9 protein-coding genes and 2 pseudogenes are annotated in these 26,246 nt (G+C 67.2%); 2 read left to right on the forward strand and 9 right to left on the reverse strand.

Annotated elements, in window-relative coordinates; translation table 11 throughout:
• Nucleotides 1–16 precede the first annotated feature (16 nt).
• From EET13_RS15710 to EET13_RS30925, 4 genes and pseudogenes are all read right to left on the reverse strand, one after another.
• Nucleotides 17–1,229 (reverse strand): annotated as a pseudogene (locus EET13_RS15710) (HNH endonuclease signature motif containing protein); the annotation flags it as partial.
• Between the two features lie 75 nt (nucleotides 1,230–1,304).
• Complete coding sequence (locus EET13_RS15715; RefSeq protein ID WP_122443154.1) at nucleotides 1,305–3,926, reverse strand: sugar epimerase family protein; 2,622 nt, start codon at nucleotides 3,924–3,926, stop codon at nucleotides 1,305–1,307.
• A gap of 43 nt (nucleotides 3,927–3,969) precedes the next feature.
• A complete protein-coding gene (locus tag EET13_RS15720; RefSeq protein ID WP_122443155.1) occupies nucleotides 3,970–16,455 on the reverse strand; it encodes a type I polyketide synthase in 12,486 nt (4,161 codons plus the stop codon).
• 369 nt (nucleotides 16,456–16,824) lie between these two features.
• On the reverse strand, nucleotides 16,825–17,226 hold the full coding sequence (locus EET13_RS30925) for a hypothetical protein (protein WP_122443156.1): 402 nt from the start codon (nucleotides 17,224–17,226) through the stop codon (nucleotides 16,825–16,827).
• Between the two features lie 148 nt (nucleotides 17,227–17,374).
• Between EET13_RS30925 and rbpA the strand changes: the two genes are divergently transcribed.
• Nucleotides 17,375–17,710, forward strand: coding sequence for an RNA polymerase-binding protein RbpA (gene rbpA / locus EET13_RS15730; protein ID WP_007170328.1), 336 nt, complete (start codon nucleotides 17,375–17,377; stop codon nucleotides 17,708–17,710).
• Here the strand turns inward: rbpA and lnt are convergent.
• The 3 genes and pseudogenes from lnt to EET13_RS15750 all read right to left on the reverse strand — a co-directional run bounded on the left by lnt (nucleotide 17,667) and on the right by EET13_RS15750 (nucleotide 22,720).
• Nucleotides 17,667–20,537, reverse strand: a pseudogene (gene lnt / locus EET13_RS15740) (apolipoprotein N-acyltransferase). The gene rbpA and the pseudogene lnt sit on opposite strands and share 44 nt — an antisense overlap.
• Nucleotides 20,530–22,125 carry an amidohydrolase gene (locus EET13_RS15745; RefSeq protein ID WP_425294247.1) on the reverse strand — a complete coding sequence of 532 codons (1,596 nt, stop codon included), beginning with the start codon at nucleotides 22,123–22,125 and terminating at the stop codon, nucleotides 20,530–20,532. Before EET13_RS15745 ends, lnt begins: the two are co-directional and overlap by 8 nt.
• 52 nt (nucleotides 22,126–22,177) lie before the next feature.
• Complete coding sequence (locus EET13_RS15750; RefSeq protein ID WP_122443160.1) at nucleotides 22,178–22,720, reverse strand: FxsA family protein; 543 nt, start codon at nucleotides 22,718–22,720, stop codon at nucleotides 22,178–22,180.
• Between the two features lie 72 nt (nucleotides 22,721–22,792).
• Between EET13_RS15750 and EET13_RS15755 the strand changes: the two genes are divergently transcribed.
• Complete coding sequence (locus EET13_RS15755; RefSeq protein ID WP_122443161.1) at nucleotides 22,793–23,494, forward strand: dienelactone hydrolase family protein; 702 nt, start codon at nucleotides 22,793–22,795, stop codon at nucleotides 23,492–23,494.
• Nucleotides 23,495–23,531: 37 nt separating this feature from the next.
• Here the strand turns inward: EET13_RS15755 and EET13_RS15760 are convergent, their stop codons facing one another.
• Nucleotides 23,532–24,881 (reverse strand): PPE family protein, encoded by a 1,350-nt coding sequence (locus EET13_RS15760; RefSeq protein WP_122443162.1) that lies wholly within the window; start codon nucleotides 24,879–24,881, stop codon nucleotides 23,532–23,534.
• Nucleotides 24,878–26,227, reverse strand: a complete 1,350-nt coding sequence (locus tag EET13_RS15765) for a PPE family protein (RefSeq protein ID WP_483237990.1) — start codon at nucleotides 26,225–26,227, stop codon at nucleotides 24,878–24,880. Before EET13_RS15765 ends, EET13_RS15760 begins: the two co-directional genes overlap by 4 nt.
• Nucleotides 26,228–26,246: the final 19 nt, after the last annotated feature.

Below are 26,246 nucleotides of genomic sequence, written 5' to 3' on the forward strand. Positions count from 1 at the left end.
GGCGCTCTACGGCGGGGTCGTTTGCATCGTCGTCGGTGAGTACCTTCTCTGGGTGGTGGAAACCATTGGTTCGTGGTTGCCCGTGATCAAGATGCGGCGGCAGCAGCCACTCGATGTCGCCGTTGGCGCGTTTCCGCGTAATCCAACCCTTATCGAGGAGTTTGTGGTCGGGTCCGCAGGCAGGGTGAGTTGGTCGATGTCGGTGCGAGCGGTGCTGGCCCATTCCCGCACATGATGGAACTCGCAGCGATACCCTGGCACGTCACAGCCGGGCGGCGAGCGGGGCGCCGTGCAGCACGATCCTTCGCGTACAAGACAATTCGCTGTCCCGGTGACGCCAGGCGCTTACTGCGATAAAGCGCCAGGGCTTGGCCGCCGTCGAAGATCGCAAGGTAATGATTCGCGTGACGAGCCAGACGCATCACATCTGACATCGGCAACAGGCTGCCAGCGCCGGTCAATCCCTTACCGGATGCCGATTCGAGGTCTTTGAGCGTGGTGGACACGATGATGCTGGCCGGTAAGCCGTTGTGCCACCACAGATTCCGGCTGGCCAACCGCGCGCGCAAGACGGTCATGATCGCGCTGGGCGGTGTTACGGGTGTCGCGTTACGCCACCTCTTCGGGAGGCGGACCATCGACCACCGGACTCTCGTCCTCCGGGATTACACATGCCCGCAGCGGCCAATTTGGCCAACACCGCCTCCGACGTGGCGCGCGCTTCCGGCGCCAGCCAGCCGCTAAGGCACGACATTCCGTCAAGGCCTTGCTTTCCCAAGGTCAATCCGCGTCGCCGTGCCCGGTCCTTATCGGTGAAGGTGCCGTCGAGGTTGAGGCAGTCCATCAGCCGCTGGGCTAGTTTGGCCAGCTGGTCAGGGCCGAACCGGGTCGCCAGGCGGGCCAGATGAGCTTCGGCTTTCTCGCGAATCTCGACGTCCACCTCGACAGGCAGGTGACGAAAGAAGTCGCGGATCACCCGCAGGTGGCCCGCGCCGATATGGCCGTCGCGCTGGGCGGCAGCGGTGGCGCCCAGCTCCTCCTCGCTAGACTGTTCGCCGATCTGGTTGATCAGGGCATGTTGGGCTGCCGGCAACCGGCGCGCCGAGCCTCTCGAGCAATCGCAACCGCTCCGGAGTTGTCAGCGCCTCAAACGACAACTCAGTCAAGTCGTCGATCGCATCGTCGAGCCGGTCAAGCACCGCGACCACCGACTCGCTATCCGAGCGCATGTTCGAATGCTGTCTCGGTGTATCGACAAAATTCCCCGGCCCGAGACTCCTGAAACCATAGTGACGCAAGTGATTTCAGTCGCTCGCCAAGCCCCCGCAAGCCAACTCGAGCACGTGAATCTCCCCCGTGCCGCCGTCGACCTCGACGAGTGCGCCCGGCTGCAGGTATCGCGTTGCGCCCTGGACGTCGACCACACACGGGAAGCCGAACTCGCGGGCCACGACGGCCGCATGGGACATCGGGCCGCCGAGTTCGGTGACCACGGCAGCGGCGTAACAGAAGGCGGCGGTGTAGCCGACGTCGGTGACCTCGGCCACCAGAATTTCGCCCGGCTGCAGGTCATCGATGGTTTCCGGACGCACGATCCGCACCCGGCCGCGGACCCGGCCACCACAAACGCCGACTCCACGCAATGTGTCCCCCGCTCCCAATGCGGACGATGACCCGGCCGATGGTTCCCAACGCCCGCTGAACACAGTAGGCGGAACGACGGCGGTCAGCCTGCGTTGTTCGGCCCGGCGTCGGGCCACCAGCGCGGCGACGTCGTCAGGCAGCGCATCGAGTTCGTCGACCAGCAGATAGAACACGTCCTCGGGGCTTTCGACGACACCGGCCTCGGCCAGCCGGCGCCCATACTCGCGCAGCAGAGCGCGAAGCACCCAAATCGCCCGGACCATCTTGTCGCGCCGGACTTCCCGATCACGCAGTTGGCGCGCCGCGAGCATCGCAATAGCCTTGGCCCGCAATGGGATTGTTGAGTGCTGAGGTTGCGGCGCCGGCGCGCTCAATGCCTTGGCCACCATTCCGACCAGCAGCTGGGGGTTGTCTGCATAGCTGGTCGACAGCATCTCCACCTCGGCCGGACCGCGATGGCCGATCAACGAAAGCTCTTGCCACACCAGGGCGTGAAACTCAGGTGCCGCCACGGCGAGCTTGCCAAGGCGATCCCCCGGCTCGGCCAGCACTCGCAGCACACCGGGGTCCCGCCGGGCCGCCGCCACCAGTCGCTGCACGGCTTCCACCGGACGTGCGCTGACCAATTGCGGTCCGGCGGCCGGCGCGGTGTCTCGACCACACAGGGCGCGCAGCAACACGTTGAAGGCAGCACACAGCATGAATGACCCGGAGGCCAAGACCCAGCCGTGAACCACGTGGTCCCGCGCCAGCAAGATCAGGCTCAGCAGCCGGCGGTCATCCAACTGCGAGATGTCGCGGGTCAAATGTTCTAGACGGTCGACGTCGTCGAGATAGTCGCTGGTGTCACGCGACGAACCGGCACTCAACCCGACGAGGTTGACACCGAATACCCCGATGTTGCGGATGGTGCGCAACAGCCTGTGGGCGCGGCGTGATTCCGACGGCGGGCGCTCCTCACCGAAGATGGGAAGCGAGGCCATGCTGGGGCCGAAGAATCCGCTGTTGCTGACGATCATCGCGGGTTTGGCGAACGGCACGGTCTCGGCCATGAAATGCGCCGACGTGATGGCCCCGTACAGCCGGTGGGCGAACACCGCCACCGTCCGCATCGCGATTTCGCGTTGGATCACCCCGCCCGGCCGCAACCGTTCGGCTATACCCACACCGCCGGCACGAAGGCCGCGCACGGTGACCGACGCCGACGACGGCGAGAACGGACCGGGCAGCGCCTCGGATAAGTTGGTCGCCAGGAAGGTCGGGAACCGCGGGTCGATCGGGGTGTCGAACTCGCCGTTAGCCCCTTGCGGTCCAGCCAGTCTGGGAACGACGCCGTCTTCGGCCGGGGCGTCGACGGCGGGAAGGTCCTGGATAGTGGCCAGCCGCCAGGGCAGGGCGAGCACCCGGCTGCCTACGGAGACCCGGCCGCGCACCGCCAGGACGAAGTCGTCAACGGCCTCCACGGCCACCCATGCCGGCCGGAAACCCCACTCGTCGTTCAGCCGTGACGTGTCCATCGTCGGAACTCGTTGCACCAGTGCAAGTTCGGCGCAGGACGAGATACGCTGTAACGCCCCGGCGGCCACCGGCAGAAGTGGGCGTCCCAGCGCGGCAGCGATCTGGCGGAACGTCGGCTGACCCGCAGCGGCCAGGTTCACCGCACCGCTGTCGGCTCTCAGGATCGCCCGGATCAGTAGCCGAACCACGTCGTCAACGTGGACCACCTGCACAACGGAATCGCCTGATCCGCAGGGGAATACCGGCAAAGCCCAGACCCGGCGCACCCAATTGTCGACGCTGCGGCCGACAATCAGCGCCGAGCGGACCGACACCCACTGCACTCCGGAGTCCGCCAGCATCTGCTCGACCCGCGCTTGGTGTTGGCCCTCAATGGAATTCGGTGCGAGGTCGTCGGTTTCGGTGGCCGGGCTCTGCCCCTGACGGTAGACGTGGGCCGAACTGACGAACACAATCCGTCCCGTCCCGGAGTTGCTCATCGCTTCCAGGACGTTGCGTGTGCCATCGATATTGACCTGCGCACCGATGCGGCTGTCCGGACCCGGACTGCTGGCCCATGCGCAGTGCGCGACGACGTCGGCGCCCGTTATCGCACGCTCGACCGCAGCTGCATCGCGGATATCTGCTGTGATGAAATCGGCTGCACTGAGCCAGCTTTCGGGCCGATGACGGGCGACACCGACAACCTGGTGGCCCTGGCTCAGCAATTTGGCGGCAAGACCCCGGCCGAGTACTCCGCTGGCCCCGGTGATCGCGACTCTCATCGAGCAGTTCGCCCCCACTGCCTCATCGCCGGTTCTCGCATGGCTATTCGTTGTCGTCTTCCATGAACGCGGCGTTGACCAGGTCATCGAGGTCCATGTCGGCAATGTCCTTTTCGACGGTCGCTGCCGGCGTTATGGCCTGACCGTTCACCTCGGTTTCCTGGGCCAGCGCGAGCAACAGGTCCAGCACTCCCGCTTGCCGAAGCCGCTTGATCGGAATAGACGCCACCACACGCTGTAGTTCGGCCTCACCGGGGGCGGTGACCGGGGCCTCGTGCGGCGCCGAGCCCACGAGTTCGCGGTGCATGTAACCGGCCAGTGCAGCTGAGTTGGGGTAGTCGAAGATGAGCGTGGGCGAAAGCGCCAGGCCGGTAGCTGATTTGAGCCTGTTGCGCATCTCGACTGCGGTGAGCGAATCGAAGCCCAGTTCCTGGAACGCCCGGTTCGGGTCAATGGCTTCCGGGCTGGAATTGCCCAGCACCGTCGCGATGTTGGACCGCACCAGGTCCAACAGGATGGCGTGCTGCTCGTCTTCGGCCAAGCCGTCCAGGCGTTGCAGCAGAGCCGATTTCGACTTGGCCGCGGCCAGTGAGTCGTCGACTTGGCGCCGCGCCGGCGCGTTAATCAGGTCGACGAACATCGGTGGCAGGGTGCCGCCGTCGAACTTGACCCGCAACGCGGCAAAGTCGATGTGTGCGGGCAGCATGAAGGGGTCGTCGACGATCATGGCGGTGTCGAGCAATTCCAGTGCTTCTGCTGAGGACATGGCCACGACGCCGTCGCGGGCGAACCGCTTGAAGTCGACGCTCGCCAGCCCTCCAGTCATGGCACTGGCCTGATTCCACAGACCCCAGCCGAGCGATATTGCCGGCAGCCCGCGCGCCCGCCGGTGCACAGCCAACCCGTCCAGGAAGGAATTGGCGGCCGCATAGTTGGCCTGACCCGACGACCCGACCAGCCCGGCCATCGACGAAAACATCACGAAGGCAGACACATCCAGGTCGCACGTCAGCTCATGCAGATTCCATGCCGCATCCACCTTGGCCCGCAACACCGTTTCCATCCGCCCCGGTGTCAGCGAAGTCACCACGGCGTCATCGAGCGCGCCGGCGGTGTGGATCACGGCCGACAAAGGATGCTGGACCGGGATATCGGCAATCACCTTTGCCAACGCCGCCCGATCGGCGGCATCACAGGCGACCACGTGCACCTGCGCGCCGGCGGCACCCAATTCGGCCAGCAGCTCGTCAACCCCGGGTGCGTCCGGACCGCGCCGGCTGACCAAGACCAGTTGACGTACCCCATGACGAGTCACGACATGGCGGGCCAGCGCCGAGCCCGCCATACCGGTGCCGCCGGTGATCAGCACCGTGCCCGTCGCCCACGCGTCCGGCATGGTCATCACCACCTTGCCGACGTGGCGAGCTTGGCTCAGGTACCGCAACGCCGCAGGGGCGCGACGCACGTCGAACGTCGTGACCGGCAACGGCCGCAGCGCCTCGTCGTCGAACAGTGCGGCCAGCTCCGCGAGAATTCGTGCGATGCGGTCCGGCCCGGCCTCGAACAAATCGAAGGCGCGGTAACGCACGCCTGCGTGCTGCTGGGCGACGGCGTCGGCGTCGCGGATGTCGGTCTTGCCCATCTCCAGGAAGACCCCGCCCGCGACAACCAGGCGCAGCGACGCGTCGACGAAATCACCGGCCAGCGAGTCCAAGACCACGTCCACACCGCGCCCCCCGGTAGCAGCGCGGAACTTGTCCTCGAAGTCCAGGCTGCGCGAGTCGGAGATGTGGTTGTCGTCAAAGCCCAAGGCCCGCAACGTGTCCCACTTGCCCTTGCTGGCCGTGGCGAATACCTCCAGCCCCCAATGCCGGGCCAGCTGTACCGCAGCCATACCAACACCGCCGGTGGCGGCGTGCACGAGGATCCGTTGCCCCGGCTGCACTGACGCCAAATCGCGCAGCGCGTAATAGGCGGTGGCGAACACCACCGACGTGGTGGCCGCCGCGGTATGCGACCAGCCCGCCGGGATCTTGACCAGCAGCCTGTGGTCGGTGGTGGCGATCGTTCCGGTGCCTTCGGGGAACAGGCCCATGACCCGGTCGCCGACGGCGAAACCGCCGCCGCCTGGGCCGGTTTCGAGGACCACACCGGAGCCTTCCACGCCCATGACCGCATCGGGATCGGGATAGAGCCCCAGCGCGATCATGACGTCCCGGAAATTCGCGGCCATCGCCGATAACGCCACCCGAACATGTCCGGGCTGCAGCACTGCGTCGGCGTCGGGAATCGGTTCGAGCCTTAGATTTTCGAAGGTGCCGGCTGCGCTCATGCCCAACCGCCACGGGCCGTCGCCCGGGGGCACCAATAGCCCGCCGACCGCGCGGCTGCCGTGGACCCGCGCGATGTAGACCTGCCCACCACGCCACAGCACTTGTGGCTCGCCGGTGGCCAGCACCGCCGCCACAGCCGTTTCGTCCAGGGGCGCATCGGTATCGGCCAGCACGATGCGTCCCGGATGCTCCGTCTGCGCCGAGCGCACCAAACCCCACACTGCCGCGCCCGCCAGGTCGGTGATGTCCTCGCCGGGCAGCGCAACCGCGCCCCGCGTCGTGACCACCAACACCCCGGCGCCGTCGCGAGCGAGCCAGGACTGCACTACGTCGAGGACCGCGTTCGTGGCTGTATACACAGCCGCCACGGCATCCCCGGCCACCGGTGCGGACTCGAAGACCACTGTCGACGGGTCGTTGCCGGCCGTTGTGCCCCAGGCCTGTACGGGCACCGGTTCCAGGTCGGCCGACGGTTGGGCCGACCAGTCCACCTGGAACAGCCGGTCGGGGCCCGACCCGGCAACGGCGGCCCGCAGCTGCTGATCGGTGACGGGCCGTGCCAGCATCGAAGCGACCGACAGCACCGGTAATCCGAGCCCGTCAGCCAGCTCGATCGACACCGCCTTGGAGGCACCGGACGCGCCCGCCGGCGCGATCCGGGCCCGCACCGACGACGCGCCCGCGGCGTGCAACGACACGCCCTGCCAGGAGAACGGAACAAGCACCGAGCCCTCGGCAACCCCGAAATCTCCGGCACCGTTGGACGCCAGAATCACCGCGTGCAACGCGGCATCCAGCAGCACCGGGTGAACCCCGAAACCGGTGACCGACGCCCCGGCGTCCGCGGGCAGGGTTACCTCCGCGAACACTTCATCGCCGCGTCGCCACATCGCGGTCAGCCCGCGGAACGCCGGACCGTAGCCGTAGCCGCGCTCGGCCAATCGCTCGTACCCGTCGGCGACCTCCACGGGCACCGCGCCGACCGGTGGCCATGCCGACAAGTCGGTGCTCGGCTGCGCAGAACCGGTGCCCAGCGTTCCCTCGGCATGCAGCACCCAACTGGCGCCAGCCTCCGCACGGGAATACACCGACACCGCGCGAGCTCCGGACTCGTCCACACCGGCCACGATCACCTGGATGGCAACCGAATTCCCCGTCGGCAACACCAATGGCGCTGCCAGGGTCAACTCTTCGACCACAGCGCAGCCCACTTCGTCGCCGGCACGAATCGCCAACTCCACGAAACCCGCTCCCGGGAAGATCACCACGCCGCCGACAGCATGGTCGGCCAACCAGCCCTGGGCGCGCAGGGACAACCGGCCCGTCAGCACGACACCACCGGAAGCCGGCAGCTCCACCACCGCACCCAGCAGAGGGTGTTCGCCGGGGTCTAGTCCCAGATCGGCGGCGTCGGCCGCTACGGCGTCACTGGACAGCCAGAACCGCCGCCGCTGGAACGCATACGTCGGCAGCTCGACGAAGTTCGCCTGCCCCGCCACCGCGCGCCAGTCCACGCTGACGCCGGAGACGAAGGCTTGGGCCACCGCGTTCGCCAGCGTCACCGGCTCGGGACGATCCCTGCGCAGCGCGGAGATGGTCACGACGCCGGTATCCGGCAGCGATTCCTCAATGGACGCGGTGAGGCCGCTACCCGGGCCGACTTCGAAGAAGCATGTGGCGCCGGCCGATTGGGCAAATCGGACGCTGTCGGCGAACCGCACCGCCTCCCGGACGTGGCGCTTCCAATAGGCGGTGGTGCCGTAGTCGTCTGCGCACAGCTGCCCGGTGACGTTGGAGATGATCGGGACGGTCGGTTGTCCGATCGCCAGACCGCTTGCAACGGTACCGAATTCGTCGATCATCGGATCCATCAGTGGCGAGTGGAAGGCGTGCGATACGGCCAGTCGGTGCACCCGGCGCCCCTCAGCGCGCAGCTGGTCGGCGACCGCGAGCACCGTGTCCTCGACACCCGAAATCACCACCGAGGACGGGCCGTTGACGGCAGCGATGCTGACCTCGGCGCTCAGCAGGGGCGCAACTTCGGCTTCGGTGGCCGCCACCGCGACCATCGCTCCGCCGGGCGGCAGAGCCTGCATGAACCGGCCGCGGGCGGCGACCAGCACCGCGGCGTTTTCCAGGGACAGGACGCCGGTGATGTGTGCTGCCGAGATTTCACCGACTGAGTGGCCCATCACGAAGTCGGGTCGCATTCCCCAGGATTCCAGCAGCCGGTACAGCGCAACTTCCACCGCGAACAGCGCTGGCTGTGCGAATTCCGTTGTGTTCAATAGACTTTCGTCGTGTCCCCAGATGACTTCGCGCAGCGGACGCAGCAGGTGACGGTCGAGTTCGGCGACGACGGTGTTGAAGGCCTCGGCGAACACCGGATAGCCGGCATGCAATCCCATTCCCATGCCCAGCAATTGGGAGCCTTGGCCGGGGAACACGAACACCGTCTTGCCCGCCGGTGTCGCGGTGCCGCGAACCACCGACACCGCCTGCCCGCCGGCCAGCTCGTCCAGCCCGGCCAGCAACCGGTCCCGATCCCCGCCAACCACCACCGCCCGATGCTCAAACATCGAACGCCCCGCCAACGACCACCCCACATCGGCCACATCCAGCCCGTCATGGGCACGCAGGTGCTCGGCCAACCGCGCCGCCTGCGCACACAACGCCGCATCCGACTTCGCCGACACCACCCACGGCACCACCACCGGGGCCGGCCCCACCTCCCGCGACTGCTGCGACGGAACCGCCTCGACAATCACATGCGCGTTAGTGCCACTGATCCCAAACGACGACACCCCCGCCCGCCTGACATGCCCATCAGCCGGCCAGGGCTGCGGCTGCGTCAACAACGACACCGCACCCGCCGACCAATCCACATGCGGACTGGGCTCATCGACATGCAACGTCGCCGGCAACACCTCATAGCGCATCGCCAACACCATCTTGATCACACCCGCCACCCCCGCCGCGGCCTGCGTATGACCCATATTCGACTTAACCGACCCCAACCACAGCGGCTTTTTCCCCGGCTCCGCCCGCCCCTGCCCATAGGTCGCCAACAACGCCTGCGCCTCAATCGGATCCCCCAACGTGGTCCCAGTCCCATGACCCTCGACCACATCCACATCCGCCGCCGACAACCCCGCATTAGCCAACGCCGCCCGCACCACCCGCTGCTGCGACGGACCATTAGGCGCCGTCAACCCGTTCGAGGCCCCATCCTGATTCACCGCCGAACCACGCACCACCGCCAACACCGGATGCCCCAACCGCCGCGCATCCGAGAGCCGCTCCACCACCAAGATGGCGCCGCCCTCGGACCAGCCGACGCCGTCGGCCGCGCCCGCGTAGGCCTTGCAGCGCCCGTCCGGGGCCAGGCCCCGGTGCCGGCTGAACTCCACGAAAACCGTTGGCGTGGCGTTGACGGTGGCGCCGCCGGCCAGCGCCAGGTCGCACTCACCCGAACGCAACGACTGCACCGCCATATGCAACGCCACCAACGACGACGAACACGCCGTATCCACCGACACCGCCGGGCCCTCCAACCCCAGCACATAGGCCACCCGGCCGGAGGCGACACTTGACAGCTGGCCGGTCAGCCTGAAGCCCTCTACCGGCTCGGCCGCGAACATGCCGTAGCCCTGGGTCATTACTCCGGCGAAGACGCCCGTGGCGCTGCCGCGCAGGCTGCCGGGCTCGATTCCAGCTCGCTCCAAGGCTTCCCAGGACAACTCCAGGAACATGCGTTGCTGCGGGTCCATCGCCAGCGCCTCACTGGGGCCGATGCCGAAAAACGCCGGATCGAAGTCGCCTACCCGCTCCACGAAACCGCCGGTGCGGGTGTAGCAGGCGCCGGGAGTGTCAGGATCGGGGTTGAACAGCCCTGCCACGTCCCAGCCCCGGTCGTCGGGGAACTCGGATAACACGTCGCGGCCCTCAACCAGTATGTCCCACAGGTCATCTGGTGACTCGACACCACCGGGATAACGACATGCCATGCCCACGATGGCAATCGGGTCGTCACCCGCTGCGCGTACGGCCGGTACGTGCTTGATTTCCTGGGGAACACCGGCGAGTTCGCCGCGAATGTAGCCGGCCAGGCCGTTGGGGGTTGGGTAGTCGAAGATGAGCGTGGGTGAAAGGCTAAGACCGGTAGCTGTTTTGAGCCGGTTACGCATTTCGACCGCGGTAAGCGAGTCGAATCCCAAATCCTGGAACGCCTTGTCGGCGTCGACGGCCTCTGGAGTGATGTTGCCCAGGACGGTGGCGATGTGAGAGCGCACCAAATCCAGCACCACGGCGTGCTGTTCGGCTTCGGGCAGTCCGTGCAGTCGATGCGCCAGCGCCGATTTCGACTTGGCGGCAGCCAGCGCGTCGTCGACCTGGCGCCTCGTCGGTGCATTCACCAGATCGCTGAACATCGCGGGAACTGCCACCGCGTGGGCCCGCAGCGCGCTCAGGTCGATGCGGGCCGGCGCCAGGAGCGGCTGATCGACAATGAGCGCTGTGTCGAACAATTCCATCGCCTCGTCCGAGGACAATGCCAGCACACCTTCGCGACCCAGCCGGGCACGGTCGCCGGCACCCAGTCCGCCGGTCATGTCGCTGGCCTGCTCCCACAGGCCCCAGCCCAGCGAGATCGCCGGCAACCCGTGTGCCCGCCGGTGCGCGGCCAGCCCGTCCAGGAAGGTGTTGGCCGCCGCGTAGTTGGCCTGACCCGACGAGCCCACCAGCCCTGCCATCGACGAAAACATCACGAACGCAGACACGTCCAGTTCGCGGGTCAGCTCGTGTAAGTTCCACGCCGCAGCCACCTTGGCTCGCAGCACCGCCTCGAGGCGATCCGGTGTCAACGACGTGATCACTGCGTCGTCAAGCACCCCGGCCGCGTGAATCACGGCGGACAACGGCTGTTGCGCCGGGATGCCGGTGATCACCTCGGCCAGTGCGGCACGATCGGCGGCGTCACATGCCAGCACCTGCACCTGTGCGCCGGTGGCGCCCAGCTCGGTGACCAACTCCGCGATCCCGGGGGCATCGGCACCGCGCCGGCTGAGCAACACCAGGTGACGGACCCCATGGCGGGTCACCAGGTGACGCGCCAATACCGAACCCGCCATGCCGGTTCCACCGGTGATCAGCACGGTACCGGCAGCCCAGGCGTCCGGCATGGTCATGACGACCTTGCCGATATGGCGCGCCTGACTCAAGTACCGCAAGGCCGCCGGCGCCCGGCGGATGTCGAACGTCGTCACCGGCAACGGTCGCAGCACCCCGGTGTCGAACAGTGCGGCCAGGTCGAGCATGTACTGGTGCATGCGGGGACGACCGGGCTCGAAGAGGTCGAAGGCGCGGTAGCGCACACCCGGATATTCCTGCGCGATCACGCCGGGGTCACGGATGTCGGTCTTGCCCATCTCGAGGAATACCCCGCCCGGTCCGAGCAGGCGCAGCGAGGCGTCGACGAATTCACCTGCCAGCGAGTCCAATACGACGTCCATGCCGCGCCCGCCGGTGACCGCACGGAATTTGTCCTCGAACTCGAGGCTGCGCGAATCGGAGATATGGTCTTCGTCGAAGCCCATGGCGCGCAGGGTGTCCCATTTGCCCTTGCTGGCGGTGGTGAACACCTCCAAGCCCAGATGCCGAGCCAGCTGCACGGCCGCCATCCCCACCCCGCCGGTGGCGGCGTGTACCAGCACCCGCTGGCCGGGTTGTACGTCGGCCAGATGGACGAACGCGTAATACGCAGTGGTGAAAACGGCCGAGATGGCGGCGGCTTCAGCGTATGACCAGTCGGCGGGCATCGGCAGCAGCAACCGGATGTCTCCGGCTACCAAAGTGCCGCTGCCGTCAGGGAAGAAGCCGTACACCGAGTCGCCGACGGCGAATTCGGTGACTCCGGGGCCGACCTCGACGACGACGCCGGCGCCTTCGCCGCCGATCAGCGCGTCGTGGGTGAACATACCCAGGGTGATCATGATGTCGCGGAAGTTCGCCGCGATGGCGCGCATCTCCACCCGAACCTGGCCGGGACCCAGCGGCGCGCCGGCGTTGGGAACCGGTTCCAGCCGCAGGTTCTCGAAGGTGCCCGCACTGCTCAAACCCAGCCGCCACGGCCCGTCGCCCGGCGGCACCAGGATGTCGTCCACGGCCCGGCTGGCGTGCACCCGCAGGGTATAAGGCTGCCCGTTGCGCAGCAGCACCTGCGGTTCACCGACCGCGATTACCGCCGCGGCCGTCGAATCATCCAGCGGCACATCGGAGTCCACCAGCATGAGTCGACCGGGATTTTCGGTTTGGGCTGAGCGCACCAACCCCCAGACCGCGGCACCCGCCAGATCGGTGACGTCCTCACCCGGCAATGCCACGGCACCGTGGGTGACCACCAGCAGCACTCCTGAGGCATGCTCGCCCAGCCACGCCTGTACCGCCGCCAGCGCCTGGCGCGTGCGCTCATAGGTCGCGGTCACCGGAGCATTAGCGGCGGCAGCGCATTCGAAGACCTGATAGGAAGCTGGTGCATCGGTGCTCGTGGCGGTGGCCGGTGACCAGATGACCTCGAACAGGCGGTCCGGACCCGCGCCGGACAATACGGCGCGCAGCTGTTGCTCGCTGACCGGCCGGGCCACCATCGCGGCGACGGATAGCACCGGCAGCCCGAGGTCGTCGGCGAGCTCGACGGACACCGCTGCGGGTCCGGCCGGCGCGATCCGCACCCGTACCGCCGATGCCCCGCTAGCGTGCAACGACAACCGTTGCCAGGAGAACGGCAGAACCAGTTCGGCGTCCGGGTTCGCCATCACGGCGGCGTGCAACGCCGCGTCCAGAAGTGCGGGGTGCAAACCGAATCCGGTGGCGCCGCCGGCCGCCTCGGGCAACCTCACCTCGGCGAACAGCTCGTCACCGCGGGCCCACATCTCGGTCAGACCGCGAAATGCTGGGCCGTACCCGTACCCGCGCTCCGCCAGCCGCTGGTAACCGTCCGAAACGGCTACGGCGGCGGCGCCCGCAGGCGGCCAGACCGACAGGTCGGCCGCGGGCTCGACGGTGCCGGTGCGCAGCGTCCCCTCGGCATGGCACACCCACACCGATCCGGTGTCGACGTCGGCACGCGAATAGACGGAGACACTGCGCTTCGCCGACTCGGTCGCGGCGCCGACGACCACCTGCAGTGCCACCGATCCTGACGCCGGCAGCAGCAACGGCGTCCGCAGGGTGAGCTCCTCGACCACCGAGCAACCGACTTCGTCGCCGGCGCGGATCGCCAATTCGACGAATCCGGTGCCGGGGAACACCACGACGCCGGATACGGCATGATCGGCCAGCCAGGCCTGGGAGCTGCTGGACAGCCGGCCCGTCAATACGACTCCACCCGATGCCGGCAGTTCCACCACGGCGCCCAGCAATGCGTGCTGGCCGGCCGCCAGTCCCAAACCGGATGCGTCGACGCCCAGACCCTCGCCGGAGAGCCAAAACCGGCGCTTGTCAAAGGCATACGTCGGCAGCTCTACGAACTGCGCCCCGTCCAGTAGCCCACGCCAATTCACCTGCACACCCGAGACGAACGCTGACGCCGCCGACAACAGGAACCTGTCAAGCCCGCCCTCCTGGCGGCCGAGAGTGGGCACGACAACAGGTTCGGAGTCAGGTGCGCAGTCGGTGGCGGTGTCCTCGATACCGGCGATCAACGCGGGGTGCGGGCTGGACTCGATGAAGGTGCGGTAGCCATTCGTACATGCGCTACGCAGCGCCTGCTCGAATTGGACCGTCTGGCGGATATTGCGGTACCAGTAGTCGGCATCCAAATCCGCTGTGTCCAAACGATTTCCCGTGACCGACGAGAAGAAGATGGTCCGCGAGGAACGTGGCTCGATACCCGCGAGAGCGGCGACGAGCTGGTCTCGAATGGCTTCGACCTCTGCCGAGTGGGAGGCATAGTCCACCTCGATCCGTCGGGTGCGCAGCTCACGGTCGGCGCAAACTTGGATCAGCTGCTCGAGGGCAGCCACCTCACCCGAGACCACGACAGCCGAGGGGCCGTTGACGGCGGCAATACTGATCCGAGAGCCGAAGGGCGCCAACAACTCCTGCGCCTGTTCGGCACCACAGGCCAGCGATACCATGCCGCCCGGGCCGGCAAGCCCGGTCAGCAATGCGCTGCGCATGGTCACCACCTTGGCGGCGTCGCGCAGGGAAAGTGCACCGGCGACGTAGGCGGCGGCGATCTCGCCCTGCGAATGACCGATAACGGCATCCGGACGCACGCCGATCGACTTCCACAACTCTGTCAACGACACCATCACCGCAAACAGCGCCGGCTGCACCACGTCCACCCGGTCCAGGCCCGGGGCGCCGGGAGCGCCCCGCAGCACGTCGGTCAGTGACCAGTCGACGAATTCGGCGAACGCCTCACCACACGCCTGGATCTGCTGTGCGAATACCGGTGCGGTCTCCAGCAATTCGACACCCATACCGATCCACTGGGAGCCTTGGCCGGGGAACACGAACACCGTCTTGCCCGCCGGTGTCGCGGTGCCGCGAACCACCGACACCGCCTGCCCGCCGGCCAGCTCGTCCAGCCCGGCCAGCAACCGGTCCCGATCCCCGCCAACCACCACCGCCCGATGCTCAAACATCGAACGCCCCGCCAACGACCACCCCACATCGGCCACATCCAGCCCGTCATGGGCACGCAGGTGCTCGGCCAACCGCGCCGCCTGCGCACACAACGCCGCATCCGACTTCGCCGACACCACCCACGGCACCACCACCGGGGCCGGCCCCACCTCCCGCGACTGCTGCGACGGAACCGCCTCGACAATCACATGCGCGTTAGTGCCACTGATCCCAAACGACGACACCCCCGCCCGCCTGACATGCCCATCAGCCGGCCAGGGCTGCGGCTGCGTCAACAACGACACCGCACCCGCCGACCAATCCACATGCGGACTGGGCTCATCGACATGCAACGTCGCCGGCAACACCTCATAGCGCATCGCCAACACCATCTTGATCACACCCGCCACCCCCGCCGCGGCCTGCGTATGACCCATATTCGACTTAACCGACCCCAACCACAGCGGCTTTTTCCCCGGCTCCGCCCGCCCCTGCCCATAGGTCGCCAACAACGCCTGCGCCTCAATCGGATCCCCCAACGTGGTCCCAGTCCCATGACCCTCGACCACATCCACATCCGCCGCCGACAACCCCGCATTAGCCAACGCCGCCCGCACCACCCGCTGCTGCGACGGACCATTAGGCGCCGTCAACCCGTTCGAGGCCCCATCCTGATTCACCGCCGAACCACGCACCACCGCCAACACCGGATGCCCCAACCGCCGCGCATCCGAGAGCCGCTCCACCACCAAGATGGCGCCGCCCTCGGACCAGCCGACGCCGTCGGCCGCGCCCGCGTAGGCCTTGCAGCGCCCGTCCGGGGCCAGGCCCCGGTGCCGGCTGAACTCCACGAAAACCGTTGGCGTGGCGTTGACGGTGGCGCCGCCGGCCAGCGCCAGGTCGCACTCACCCGAACGCAACGACTGCACCGCCATATGCAACGCCACCAACGACGACGAACACGCCGTATCCACCGACACCGCCGGGCCCTCCAACCCCAGCACATAGGCCACCCGGCCGGAGGCGACGCTGGAGGTCATGCCGGTCAACCGGTAGCCCTCGATCTCCTCGGCGAACATGCCGTAGCCCTGGACGATGAGCCCGGCGAAGACGCCGGTGGCGCTGCCGCGCAACCGGGTCGGGTCGATCCCGGCTCGCTCCAGCGCCTCCCACGACAGCTCGAGAAGCATCCGGTGCTGCGGGTCCATCGCCAGCGCTTCGCTGGGGGCAATGCCGAAAAACGCCGGATCGAAGTCGGCGACACCGTCGACGAACCCGCCGGTACTCGCATACGACTTGTGGGGTGTGTCGGGGTCGGGATCAAAGAGGCTCGCCAGGTCCCAGCCGCGGTCCGTGGGAAACCCCGACATGACATCGCGGCCGTCGGCGACCATCTGCCACATGGCCTCCGGGGTGTCGACTCCACCGGGGAAGCGGCACGACATCCCGACGATCGCGATCGGCTCGCTCGACCGCTCCAGCAACGCGCGGTTGGTCCGCTTCAGTCGCTCAACCTGGACCAACGCTTTCCGCAGTGCTTCGGTTGCATGCTGGAGTTGATCAACCATTACTAACCTCGCCTAACCCTCGCCTAACCCTCGCCTAACCCTGGTCGACCCCGACCAGGGTGCGGCCGTCGCCGAATCACGGAAGTTGCAGCACGAAGCGCCCTCGCCGTTTCGCCGACCAGCGTCGCTTTTTTGATCGGCGTCGTGCTGCGCTCCGAGCGAAGAATGTCGCTGGTGAGTATCGCCAACTGCGGCAGGATTTCAAAACGTCCGATACTCCCAGGTATGAGCGAGCGGGCCGGATGCCCTAGAAGCCGTGTCAGACGCCCTAGGCACCGTCGTGACCCTGCACTGGATTCTTGATGCGCCGCGGCCGCCTGGGTACACCGAACCCGCGGTCCATGGCGCGACTTTACCCGGTTCGCCCGGCTAAACACCCACCCGGCGCCAGCCGTCGGCGGCGCCGGCCGCCCGGAGCAGCCCGTCGCACAGCTCACGCAGTTCGGCCGCGCCGGCACCCTCGTCGAGCGCGATGGCGATGTCCTCCGCCGCGCACCGCACCTGGTAGATGCGATCCGACAGATCAGCCGCCTCATCGGCCGTCAGCACCACCGCGTCGGCGGGCAGGGCCAATGAGGCCCCGGCGTCGCCCCGGGTCATCATGGCCCGCTGCTCGTAGGCCCGCTGCCGGCACGACTGGCGGCAGTACTGGCGGCGACGGCCCATTCCGGCGTCGGCCACGTCGCGTCCACACCAGCGGCACGGCTGGGGCCGGGCTCTTTGACGTCTGGCCGGACTCACGCCTGCCGACTCTAGTCCGATTGGGGCCATGATCCCGGTATCATCGATGGTCGCGGATGGTCGCGTCGCATGTTGGGCGCCAGCCCGGGAACTACGTGGGCGGTTGCGGCGTTCGCTAAAGCGAAGAGAAACACCATACGGAGCCGAACAGCTCAACGAATCCAGAGGAGTAGCGTCGATGGCTGATCGCGTCTTGAGAGGCAGTCGTCTGGGAGCCGTGAGCTACGAGACGGACCGCAACCACGACCTGGCACCGCGTCAGATCGCCCGGTACCGCACCGAGAACGGCGAGGAGTTCGAGGTTCCGTTCGCCGACGACGCCGAGATCCCCGGCACCTGGCTGTGCCGCAACGGCATGGAGGGCACCCTGATCGAGGGCGACCTGCCCGAACCGAAAAAGGTGAAGCCCCCGCGCACCCACTGGGACATGCTGCTGGAGCGTCGTTCCGTGGAAGAGCTCGAAGAGCTGCTCAAGGAACGCCTCGAAATAATCCGGACGCGTCGGCGCGGCTGAACCGGGCGTTACCCGGCCGGCCGGGAGCGGTCGTGAGCGGGGCCGCCCCGAAGGTGTTCACGCCTGCCCTCAATGCCCCACCGGGTCACCTTGAACAATGCCTCGCGGATGTTGGATCCGCTCATCTTTGACACGCCGATCTCGCGCTCGGTGAAGGTGATCGGAACTTCGGCGACGACGAAGCCGCTGTTCACGGTGCGCCAGGTCATTTCGATCTGGAAGCAATAGCCCTTGGAGTCGACGCTGTCGAGATCGATCGTCTCGAGCACTTCGCGGCGGTATGCCCGGTAGCCGGCGGTAATGTCATGAACCCCGACACCCAATGCGAGCCGCGAATAGGTGTTGGCCGTCTTCGACAGCGCCAGCCGGCGCCATGGCCAGTTGCGCACGGTTCCTCCGGGCACGTAGCGAGAACCGATGGCCAGATCGGCCCCCGCCGCCACGGCGTCCAGCAGGCGGTGCAGCTGCTCCGGCGCGTGGCTGCCGTCGGCATCCATCTCGACAAGCACCGCGTACTCCCGGCTGAGGCCCCAGGCGAATCCCTCTAAATAAGCCGCCCCCAAACCGTTCTTGACGGTGCGATGCAAGACGTGGGTACAGCCCGGGTCGGCCTGCGCCAACTCGTCGGCGAGCTGACCGGTGCCATCGGGGCTGTTGTCGTCAATGATCAATACGTGCACGTCAGGGCAGGCGTGTTTGACCCGCCGATGAATCAGCGGCAGGTTCTCCCGCTCGTTGTACGTCGGAATGATCACCAGCACACGCTGGCCGAGACGATTGCCCGGTACCTCGGGCACGGGTTGGCCGCTGGTCATGTAGCTCCTTTAGGTCGCCCCAACTCATGGTGGCCACCCGCGTCGGGCGGCTCCTCCTGCGCGGTCTGCAGGTTGTCCCCGGAATCGTTCCGGAGCTCCGCGTCCACCTCGTCGCCGTCGTCCGGGGTCCCGCCCGACTCGTCAGATCGATGCGGATGCCCGGACAACCGACGCCTTGGACGCATAAGACGTCTTAGGCGTCGTAGCCGCGGGAACCACCCATTGTGCCGTATCGCGACGAGAACGACCGCGCCCGCCGCCCCGGCCAGAATCCACTGCAGCAGCGGACCCCAGCGAGTCGCCGGCGTCAGCCTGGTCTTCAGCCGCACCTGGGTGTCCAGATAGGCGGGCTCGAAAAAGTCGGTACGGACCAGTTCGGCGCCATCTGGGGCGATCACCGCGCTGATGCCCGTGGTACCGGCGACCACGACGTATCGGTCGTGCTCGACGGCCCGCACCTTGCCGAACGCCAGCTGCTGCTCACTCATCGTCTGGTTGAAGGTGGCGTTGTTGCTGGGCACCGTCAGCAGCTGTGCGCCGTTGAGCACCGCCTTGCGCGGGGCGCGGTCGAAGATGATCTCCCAACAGGTCGAGACGCCGACCGGCACCCCCGCGATGCGCACCACCCCGGAGCTCGTGCCGGGAACAAAGTTGCCGGCACGGCTGGCGTATCCGGAAAGGTGGCGGAAAAGCCACGGCATGGGCAGGTACTCGCCAAATGGCTGCACAATTTCCTTGTCGTGGCGGTCGGCGGGCCCAGTGTTCGGATTCCAGACGATCACAGTGTTGGTGAATGCCGAGTCCCCTTGCAGCCGGCCCGGCGCGTCGAGCACGGTTCCGACCAGGATCGGCGCGCCGATCGCCGCCGCCGCCTGCGAGATCTGCTGGGCAGCGTCGGGGTTGAGAAACGGATCGATGTCCGACGAATCCTCCGGCCAGACGACGAATTGCGGTTGCGGGGCACTGCCCGCGCGGACATCCTCGGCCAGCCGCAGCGTCTCCTGAACGTGGTTGTCCAGGACCGCTCGCCGCTGTGCGTTGAAGTCCAGACCAAGACGCGGCACATTGCCCTGCACGACCGCGACGGTGACCCCGGGTTCGCCGCCCGCTCCCGCGCCGGAGTGCCGCACCTGTGGCCACACGATTGCGGCGGCGAACAGCACCAGGCAGATGCACACACCGGGCAGCACCACCGCCGGCGGCGCGGCGGTATCGGCGGTCCGGGTTGTGCCCCCGGTTCGCCACCACTTCTCGATTTCCAGCGCGATTGCGGTCAGGCTGCAGCCCACCAGCACGATCCCCGCTGACAGCAGGGCGACCCCGCCCAGCTGTACCAAGGGCAGCAGCGGACCTTCGGCCTGGCCGAACGCCACCGAGCCCCAGGGGAAGCCACCGAAGGGGAAGATCGATTTCAACCACTCCTGCCCCGCCCACAGCACCGCAAACCAGACCGGCCAGCCTGGCAGCGGACGTACCACGACGGCCAGCAGGCCGAAAAGGCCGGGAAAGAGTGCCGACAACGTCGCCAGCACCAGCCACGGCATCGGTCCCACCAACGAGCCGATCCACGGCAGCAACGGCACATAGAACGCCAGACCGAACACGAAGCCGTAGCCCAACCCGCCGACCGGCGTGGTCGCCCGGTGCATCAGCACCCAGGTCAGCAGCGCGAGCGCGACAATGGCCGCCCACCACCAGTTGATCGGCGGGAAGCTGGCATACAGCAGCAATCCGGACGCGACCGAGACCAGCAGGCGGGGCAGCCGCGGCGGCACCGCGGCCCACAGCTTCGGTAGCCGCGCCACCGCCGCGGTGCCCAGCCCAGACAGACGCTGACGGGCGGCGGCACCCAGCGGCGCGGCCGCGGTCGCAGCGCCGACATCAGCGGGGTGGCCGTCGGATTCCGCGTCCTGGTCGGGATCGGTGTCGGTGGGCTCGAGGTCCGTGCCGTCGGTCGCGGAGTCTTGGCCGTCGATACCCTGCGCTTCGCGGCCGGTCCATCCCTTAGCCATAGATGACCGCACCCCGATGCACGGTTTGACGGCAGCGCGGCAGCACGCCTTGCGGGCTCAACCGCGGCAGCGCGGGCACCCGGGACCGCGGGTCGGTAGACCAGCGCTGAACCGTATCGCGCGGCGCGCTGACCTCAAGTGCGTCGGCCTCCCACACGGCGTATGAGGCCGGCGCCCCCGGGACCAGGGTGCCGGCCTTCCCGTCGCGGACACCGCCGGCCCGCCAACCCCCGCGGGTTGCCGCAGCGAACGCCGCCCGCGGCGATACCGCGCTGCCTGCAGTCCGGTGATTGACTGCGGCCCGCACACTCGCCCACGGGTCGAAGCCGGTTACGGGCGCGTCGGAACCAAGGGCGAGGGGCACGCCTTGGGATGCTAACAGCGCAAGCGGGTTGAGCCGGCAACCTCGATCTGGACCGAGGCGCTGTGCGTACATGCCGTCGGCGCCACCCCATAACGCGTCGAAATTGGGCTGCACGCTGGCAACGACTCCCCACGACCCTAACTTGGCGGCCTGCTCGGCGGTGACCATCTCCACATGTTCCAGACGGTGTCCGCAGCGAGCGACCGCGACCACGCCGAGCTCGGCCACCACCCGTTCGAGTGCGGCGACCACCGCCGACACCGCGGCATCGCCGATGACGTGGAAACCGGCCGTCACCGCAGCCTCGGTGCACGCCCGCAGGTGCGCTTCGATGGCGTCGGGGTCGAGGTGGCAGGTTCCGGTGCAACCGGGTGCGTCCGCGTAAGGCTGGTGCAGCCAGGCCGTGCGTGAACCGAGAGCGCCGTCGATGAACAGGTCACCGGCCAACCCGCGGGCGCCGGTCTGCTTCAGCAGTGCCCGCGCCTGAGTCGGTGTGGTCACTGCCTCGCCCCAGTAGCCGGTCACTTCGACGCCGCGCTGCACAGCGCACAGCGCCAGCCAGTCGTCCAACCCGGCAATCTCGGGGCCGGCGCACTCGTGCACGGCGACAACGCCCGAGGCGGCCAGTGCCTGCAGCGCCGCGGTCCGGGCTTCGGCCAGCTGCGTATCCGTCAGCAAGTCGCGGGCCGCGGCTCGGACCAGGTGGTGCGCGTCGCCGGTCAATGGCTGCTGTGGGGCGTAACCCGCGGCGGCGGGCAGTTGGGGGACCAGCCGCCGCAGTGCCGACGACGCCAGCGCCGAATGCACGTCCACCCGGGCCAGGTATGCGGGCCGGTCGCCGAGCACGGCGTCCAGATCCGCGGTGCTGGGCGCGGTTCGTTCGGGCCAGGCCGACTCGTCCCAGCCGTGTCCCCAAACCGGCCGGCCGGGATGAGCCGCGGCGTAGTCGGCCGCCAGGTGCAAGCATTCGGCACCCGAGGTGGCGCGACGCAAGTCCAGTCCGCTGAGTGTCAGACCGGTAGCGCTCAGGTGAATGTGGCTGTCGACGAAGCCGGGCGCCACGAAACCGCCGTCGAGGTCCTGCACTTCGGCGTTCGGGAACTGCCGGTGGCCGACGTCGTCGCTGCCTAGCCATGCGACCATGTCGCCGCGCACCGCCATGGCGGTGGCGTCGGGGTGGGTCGGGCTATAGACGCGGCCGTTGACCAGCAGCCTGGTGGGCATTTGTGTCACACCGCAAAACTACGTCGGCAACAGGTGGGTCGGGCAGTTCGACCTAGGCCGACGATGCGCGCCGCGTCGGGGCTTGAGTGTCGGCGCGAACCTGGGGCAAGGTCGGTGGTTCGCCGTCGATGACGTCGATGACCTCGCCGTCGATGAAGTCGCGGTCATCAGATGCCTCCCGGCGTTGGAACGCGCCGGCCATGGTGGCGGCTGCACTCGCACTCAAAGGCACCCGTCGCAGGAAGCCACGCACCGCGACCGCGGTCAGTCCCGGGCCGGCGGCCGCGCGGATCGGCGGCGCCAGCAGCAACACTCCCAAAGCGGTGCTGACCAGCCCCGGGACCAGGACCAAGCCGGTGGCCACGGCAACCAGCGCGCCGTCGCCCAGCGCGCTCCGTGGCTCCTGCATGCCCGACCGCAGCTGCATGAGATGCCGACTGAGCTGCCACCCGCCCATCGGAGCCCACAGCACCAACCCCAGAACGAAGGTGGCCAGCAGCACCACCAGTGCCCAGCCGAAGCCGATAGCCGCCGCCAATCCGATCAAGGCCATGAGCTCGACGACGGCGTAAATGAGTAGCAGCCGACCTAACATGACAGGCCAACGTCCGCGGGCTGCGACCGAGTTCCGCGCACGGTCGCGTCACGGCTGCAGTTAGATGACGCTATGACCACGATTGACATCGACACGCCGGCCGGTCCGATTGATGCGCTGCTGAGCATTCCCTCCGGCGAGGGCCCGTGGCCGGGCGTGGTGGTGGTGCACGATGCGGTCGGTTATGCCCCAGACAATGAGGCGACTTCGGAGCGGATCGCACAGGCGGGCTATCTGACGCTCACCCCCAACATGTACGCGCGCGGCGGGCGCGCCCGCTGCATCACCCGAGTCTTTCGCGAATTGCTGACCAAACGAGGTCGCGCCCTGGACGACATTTTGGCCGCCCGCGATCATCTGCTGGGCAGGTCCGAATGTTCCGGCCGGGTCGGGATCGCGGGCTTCTGCATGGGCGGTGGGTTCGCGCTGATCTTGTCGCCCAGGGGCTTTGGCGCCTCGGCACCGTTCTACGGCACGCCGTTGCCGCGCCACCTCGGTGACGCCCTTGACGGGGCGTGCCCGATTGTGGCGAGCTTCGGCAGCCGCGACCCGCTGGGTGTGGGCGCTGCCGACCGACTGCGCACGGTGACCCAGGACAAGGGGATCACCGCGGACATCAAGGCCTACCCCGGCGCCGGGCACAGCTTCGCCAACAAACTTCCCGGCCAACCGCTGATTCGGGTGGCGGGATTCGGCGATAACGAAGCCGCGACCGAGGACGCGTGGCGCCGGGTGTTTATGTTCTTCGGCGAGCACCTGGGTAACGGCAAGTAAGCGGCGCGGAAACGCACCTTTGCCGGCTCGCGTCTCGTCAGAAGAGGACTGTCCCGGCACCTGCCGCGTCCAGCACGGGCGCGCGCCAGCTCGCCGGCGGCATCGGCAGCTGGGTGCCGGCACCGAATTCATTGCCTAAAGCCATCAAACCACCAGGTTCGACCAGGGCATCGCCGCGTGCAGCGCCGGCGAACCCGAAGGTGCCGGCGCCGCGATCGGATGCCGATATCGGCGACTGGCCCGCGCCCCCGTCAGCCGTCGCCGTGGAAACTAGCTGCGCGCGCGTATCGACACCGGCGACACCCAACGGCGACGGCGTCACGCTGTCGACCGCCATCGCTGCCACCGGCGCACCCGCTGTCGGTGCGGCAGCTGCTCCTACTACAGCGCCCAGCCCCGGGGCAGCACCGCCGATCAAAGCTCCGGCTCCAGCCAACGATCCCGACGCAATTCCAAACAAATTGCCAATAATCTGCGCGACGAAATCAACGATCGCGCCGGCAGGCATCAAGATCGGGAGCAGCAGGAGAATCCCAATCGCAACAAACTCGACCGCGATCGCAACCTGAAGAAGTGCCATATAGTATATAAAAGTGAAGGCTGTCCCAAACTCCAGGGTTAAGAATAGGTATGCGATAACGCCCACCAGAAGCGCAATAATAAAGAGCTGAAGGAATATCAGGCCGACAATTATCGGGACAAAAGCTATATCGAGCAGCAGAGCCAAAAAGAACTCGAATATCATTGTTGGTACTAGTAACACAAGTTCGAATAGAATCTGCACCCACGGGGTCGAGGCGAGGGCTTGGGCGGTGGTGGCGGCCGAGTCGGTGGCCGCGCTGACACTGGGTTTGACAATCAGCGGCGCTGGCGAAATGTGTGGAACCGAGACCAACGCCGCCGCAGCGACCGCCTCATAGACGCCCATCGTGGTCGCCGCCTGAATCCACATCCGCACGTAATCGCCCTCGTTCAGCGCGATCGGGATGGAATTGATCCCAAAGAAATTCGTCGCCACCAACACCGCATGAGCGGCATGATTGGCAGCCAACTCGCCCAACGTCGGCATCGCCGCCAACGCACTGACATAAGCCGCCGCGGCACTGTCATGGGCCGCCGCCACCGCGGCACTCTCGGCACTGGCCTGCATCAACCACGCCACATACGGCACATAAGCACCCACACACAACTGAGCAGTGGGCCCCTGCCACGCCCCAGCCTGCATCCCCGCCACCACCACGCACAACTCTTGGGCCACCGACGCATACGCCACACTCATCGACGACCACCCCGCCGCAGCCGCCACCAACGACACCGGCCCCGGACCCGCACCCAACAACGCCGAATGCACCTCCGGCGGCGACGCCAACCACACCCCAGCCGTCACGCCACACCCCCAAAAAACCCACCCGACACCGCCGCCAGCCCATCGCTGACGGCATAACCAGGTGCACTCCAATTCGCCGGCGCCATCGGCACCCGTACGCCGAACTCATCGCCCAGCGTTAGTAACCCACCGGCATGAACCACGGTGCCCTTAGCTGCCGTACCGGCAAACCCAAAGCCCTCAGCAGTGACGACTGTCGAACCGACACGGACCAGCGAAACGGTCGGCGGCGGCAAACCCCCCGCCGCCGAGGGCACCACACTTTCGATCGCTGCCGCAGCTACCGGCGTAGCCGACAAACCCGTCAGCGGTGCGACCGACAAACCCGCCAGTGGTGCAACCGCCGCACCAGCGATACCCGGCAGAAGAGCACCGTAGGTGGCCGCCGCAGCAAACGGACTCAACAATGCGCCGGCTAGATTGCCAACAATCCAATCAACAATAATCTGGGTGACGCCTAATATAGTAACCGGAACCATGAGCGGTATAAACAAAAAGACGGTAGCCAAAGTGATATCAACGATGTTCGCCGCATTTATCAACACACTGACCAGCGTTAGGACCGCGGCGGAGACCTGCCCAGCGACGAGATCGTTGATTATCATGGGTATTCCCATGAGAACCTGGGTGATGGAGTAAGCGAGAATATCCAGAAAAAGTAGGTAGCCGCCGCCGATTTTCTCTAAGAGCTGTATTATTTCGGCCCACGGAAATGGCGTGAGGGCTTGGGCGGTGGTGGCGGCCGAGTCGGTGGCCGCGCTGACACTGGGTTTGACAATCAGCGGCGCTGGCGAAATGTGTGGAACCGAGACCAACGCCGCCGCAGCGACCGCCTCATAGACGCCCATCGTGGTCGCCGCCTGAATCCACATCCGCACGTAATCGCCCTCGTTCAGCGCGATCGGGATGGAATTGATCCCAAAGAAATTCGTCGCCACCAACACCGCATGAGCGGCATGATTGGCAGCCAACTCGCCCAACGTCGGCATCGCCGCCAACGCACTGACATAAGCCGCCGCGGCACTGTCATGGGCCGCCGCCACCGCGGCACTCTCGGCACTGGCCTGCATCAACCACGCCACATACGGCACATAAGCACCCACACACAACTGAGCAGTGGGCCCCTGCCACGCCCCAGCCTGCATCCCCGCCACCACCACGCACAACTCTTGGGCCACCGACGCATACGCCACACTCATCGACGACCACCCCGCCGCAGCCGCCACCAACGACACCGGCCCCGGACCCGCACCCAACAACGCCGAATGCACCTCCGGCGGCGACGCCAACCACACCCCAGCCGTCACGCCACACCCCCAAAAAACCCACCCGACACCGCCGCACACCCCACCACCGCCAGGCTCT

The sequence above is a fragment of the Mycobacterium attenuatum genome (assembly GCF_900566085.1).
In the GTDB taxonomy this organism is placed as follows: Bacteria; Actinomycetota; Actinomycetes; order Mycobacteriales; family Mycobacteriaceae; genus Mycobacterium; species Mycobacterium attenuatum.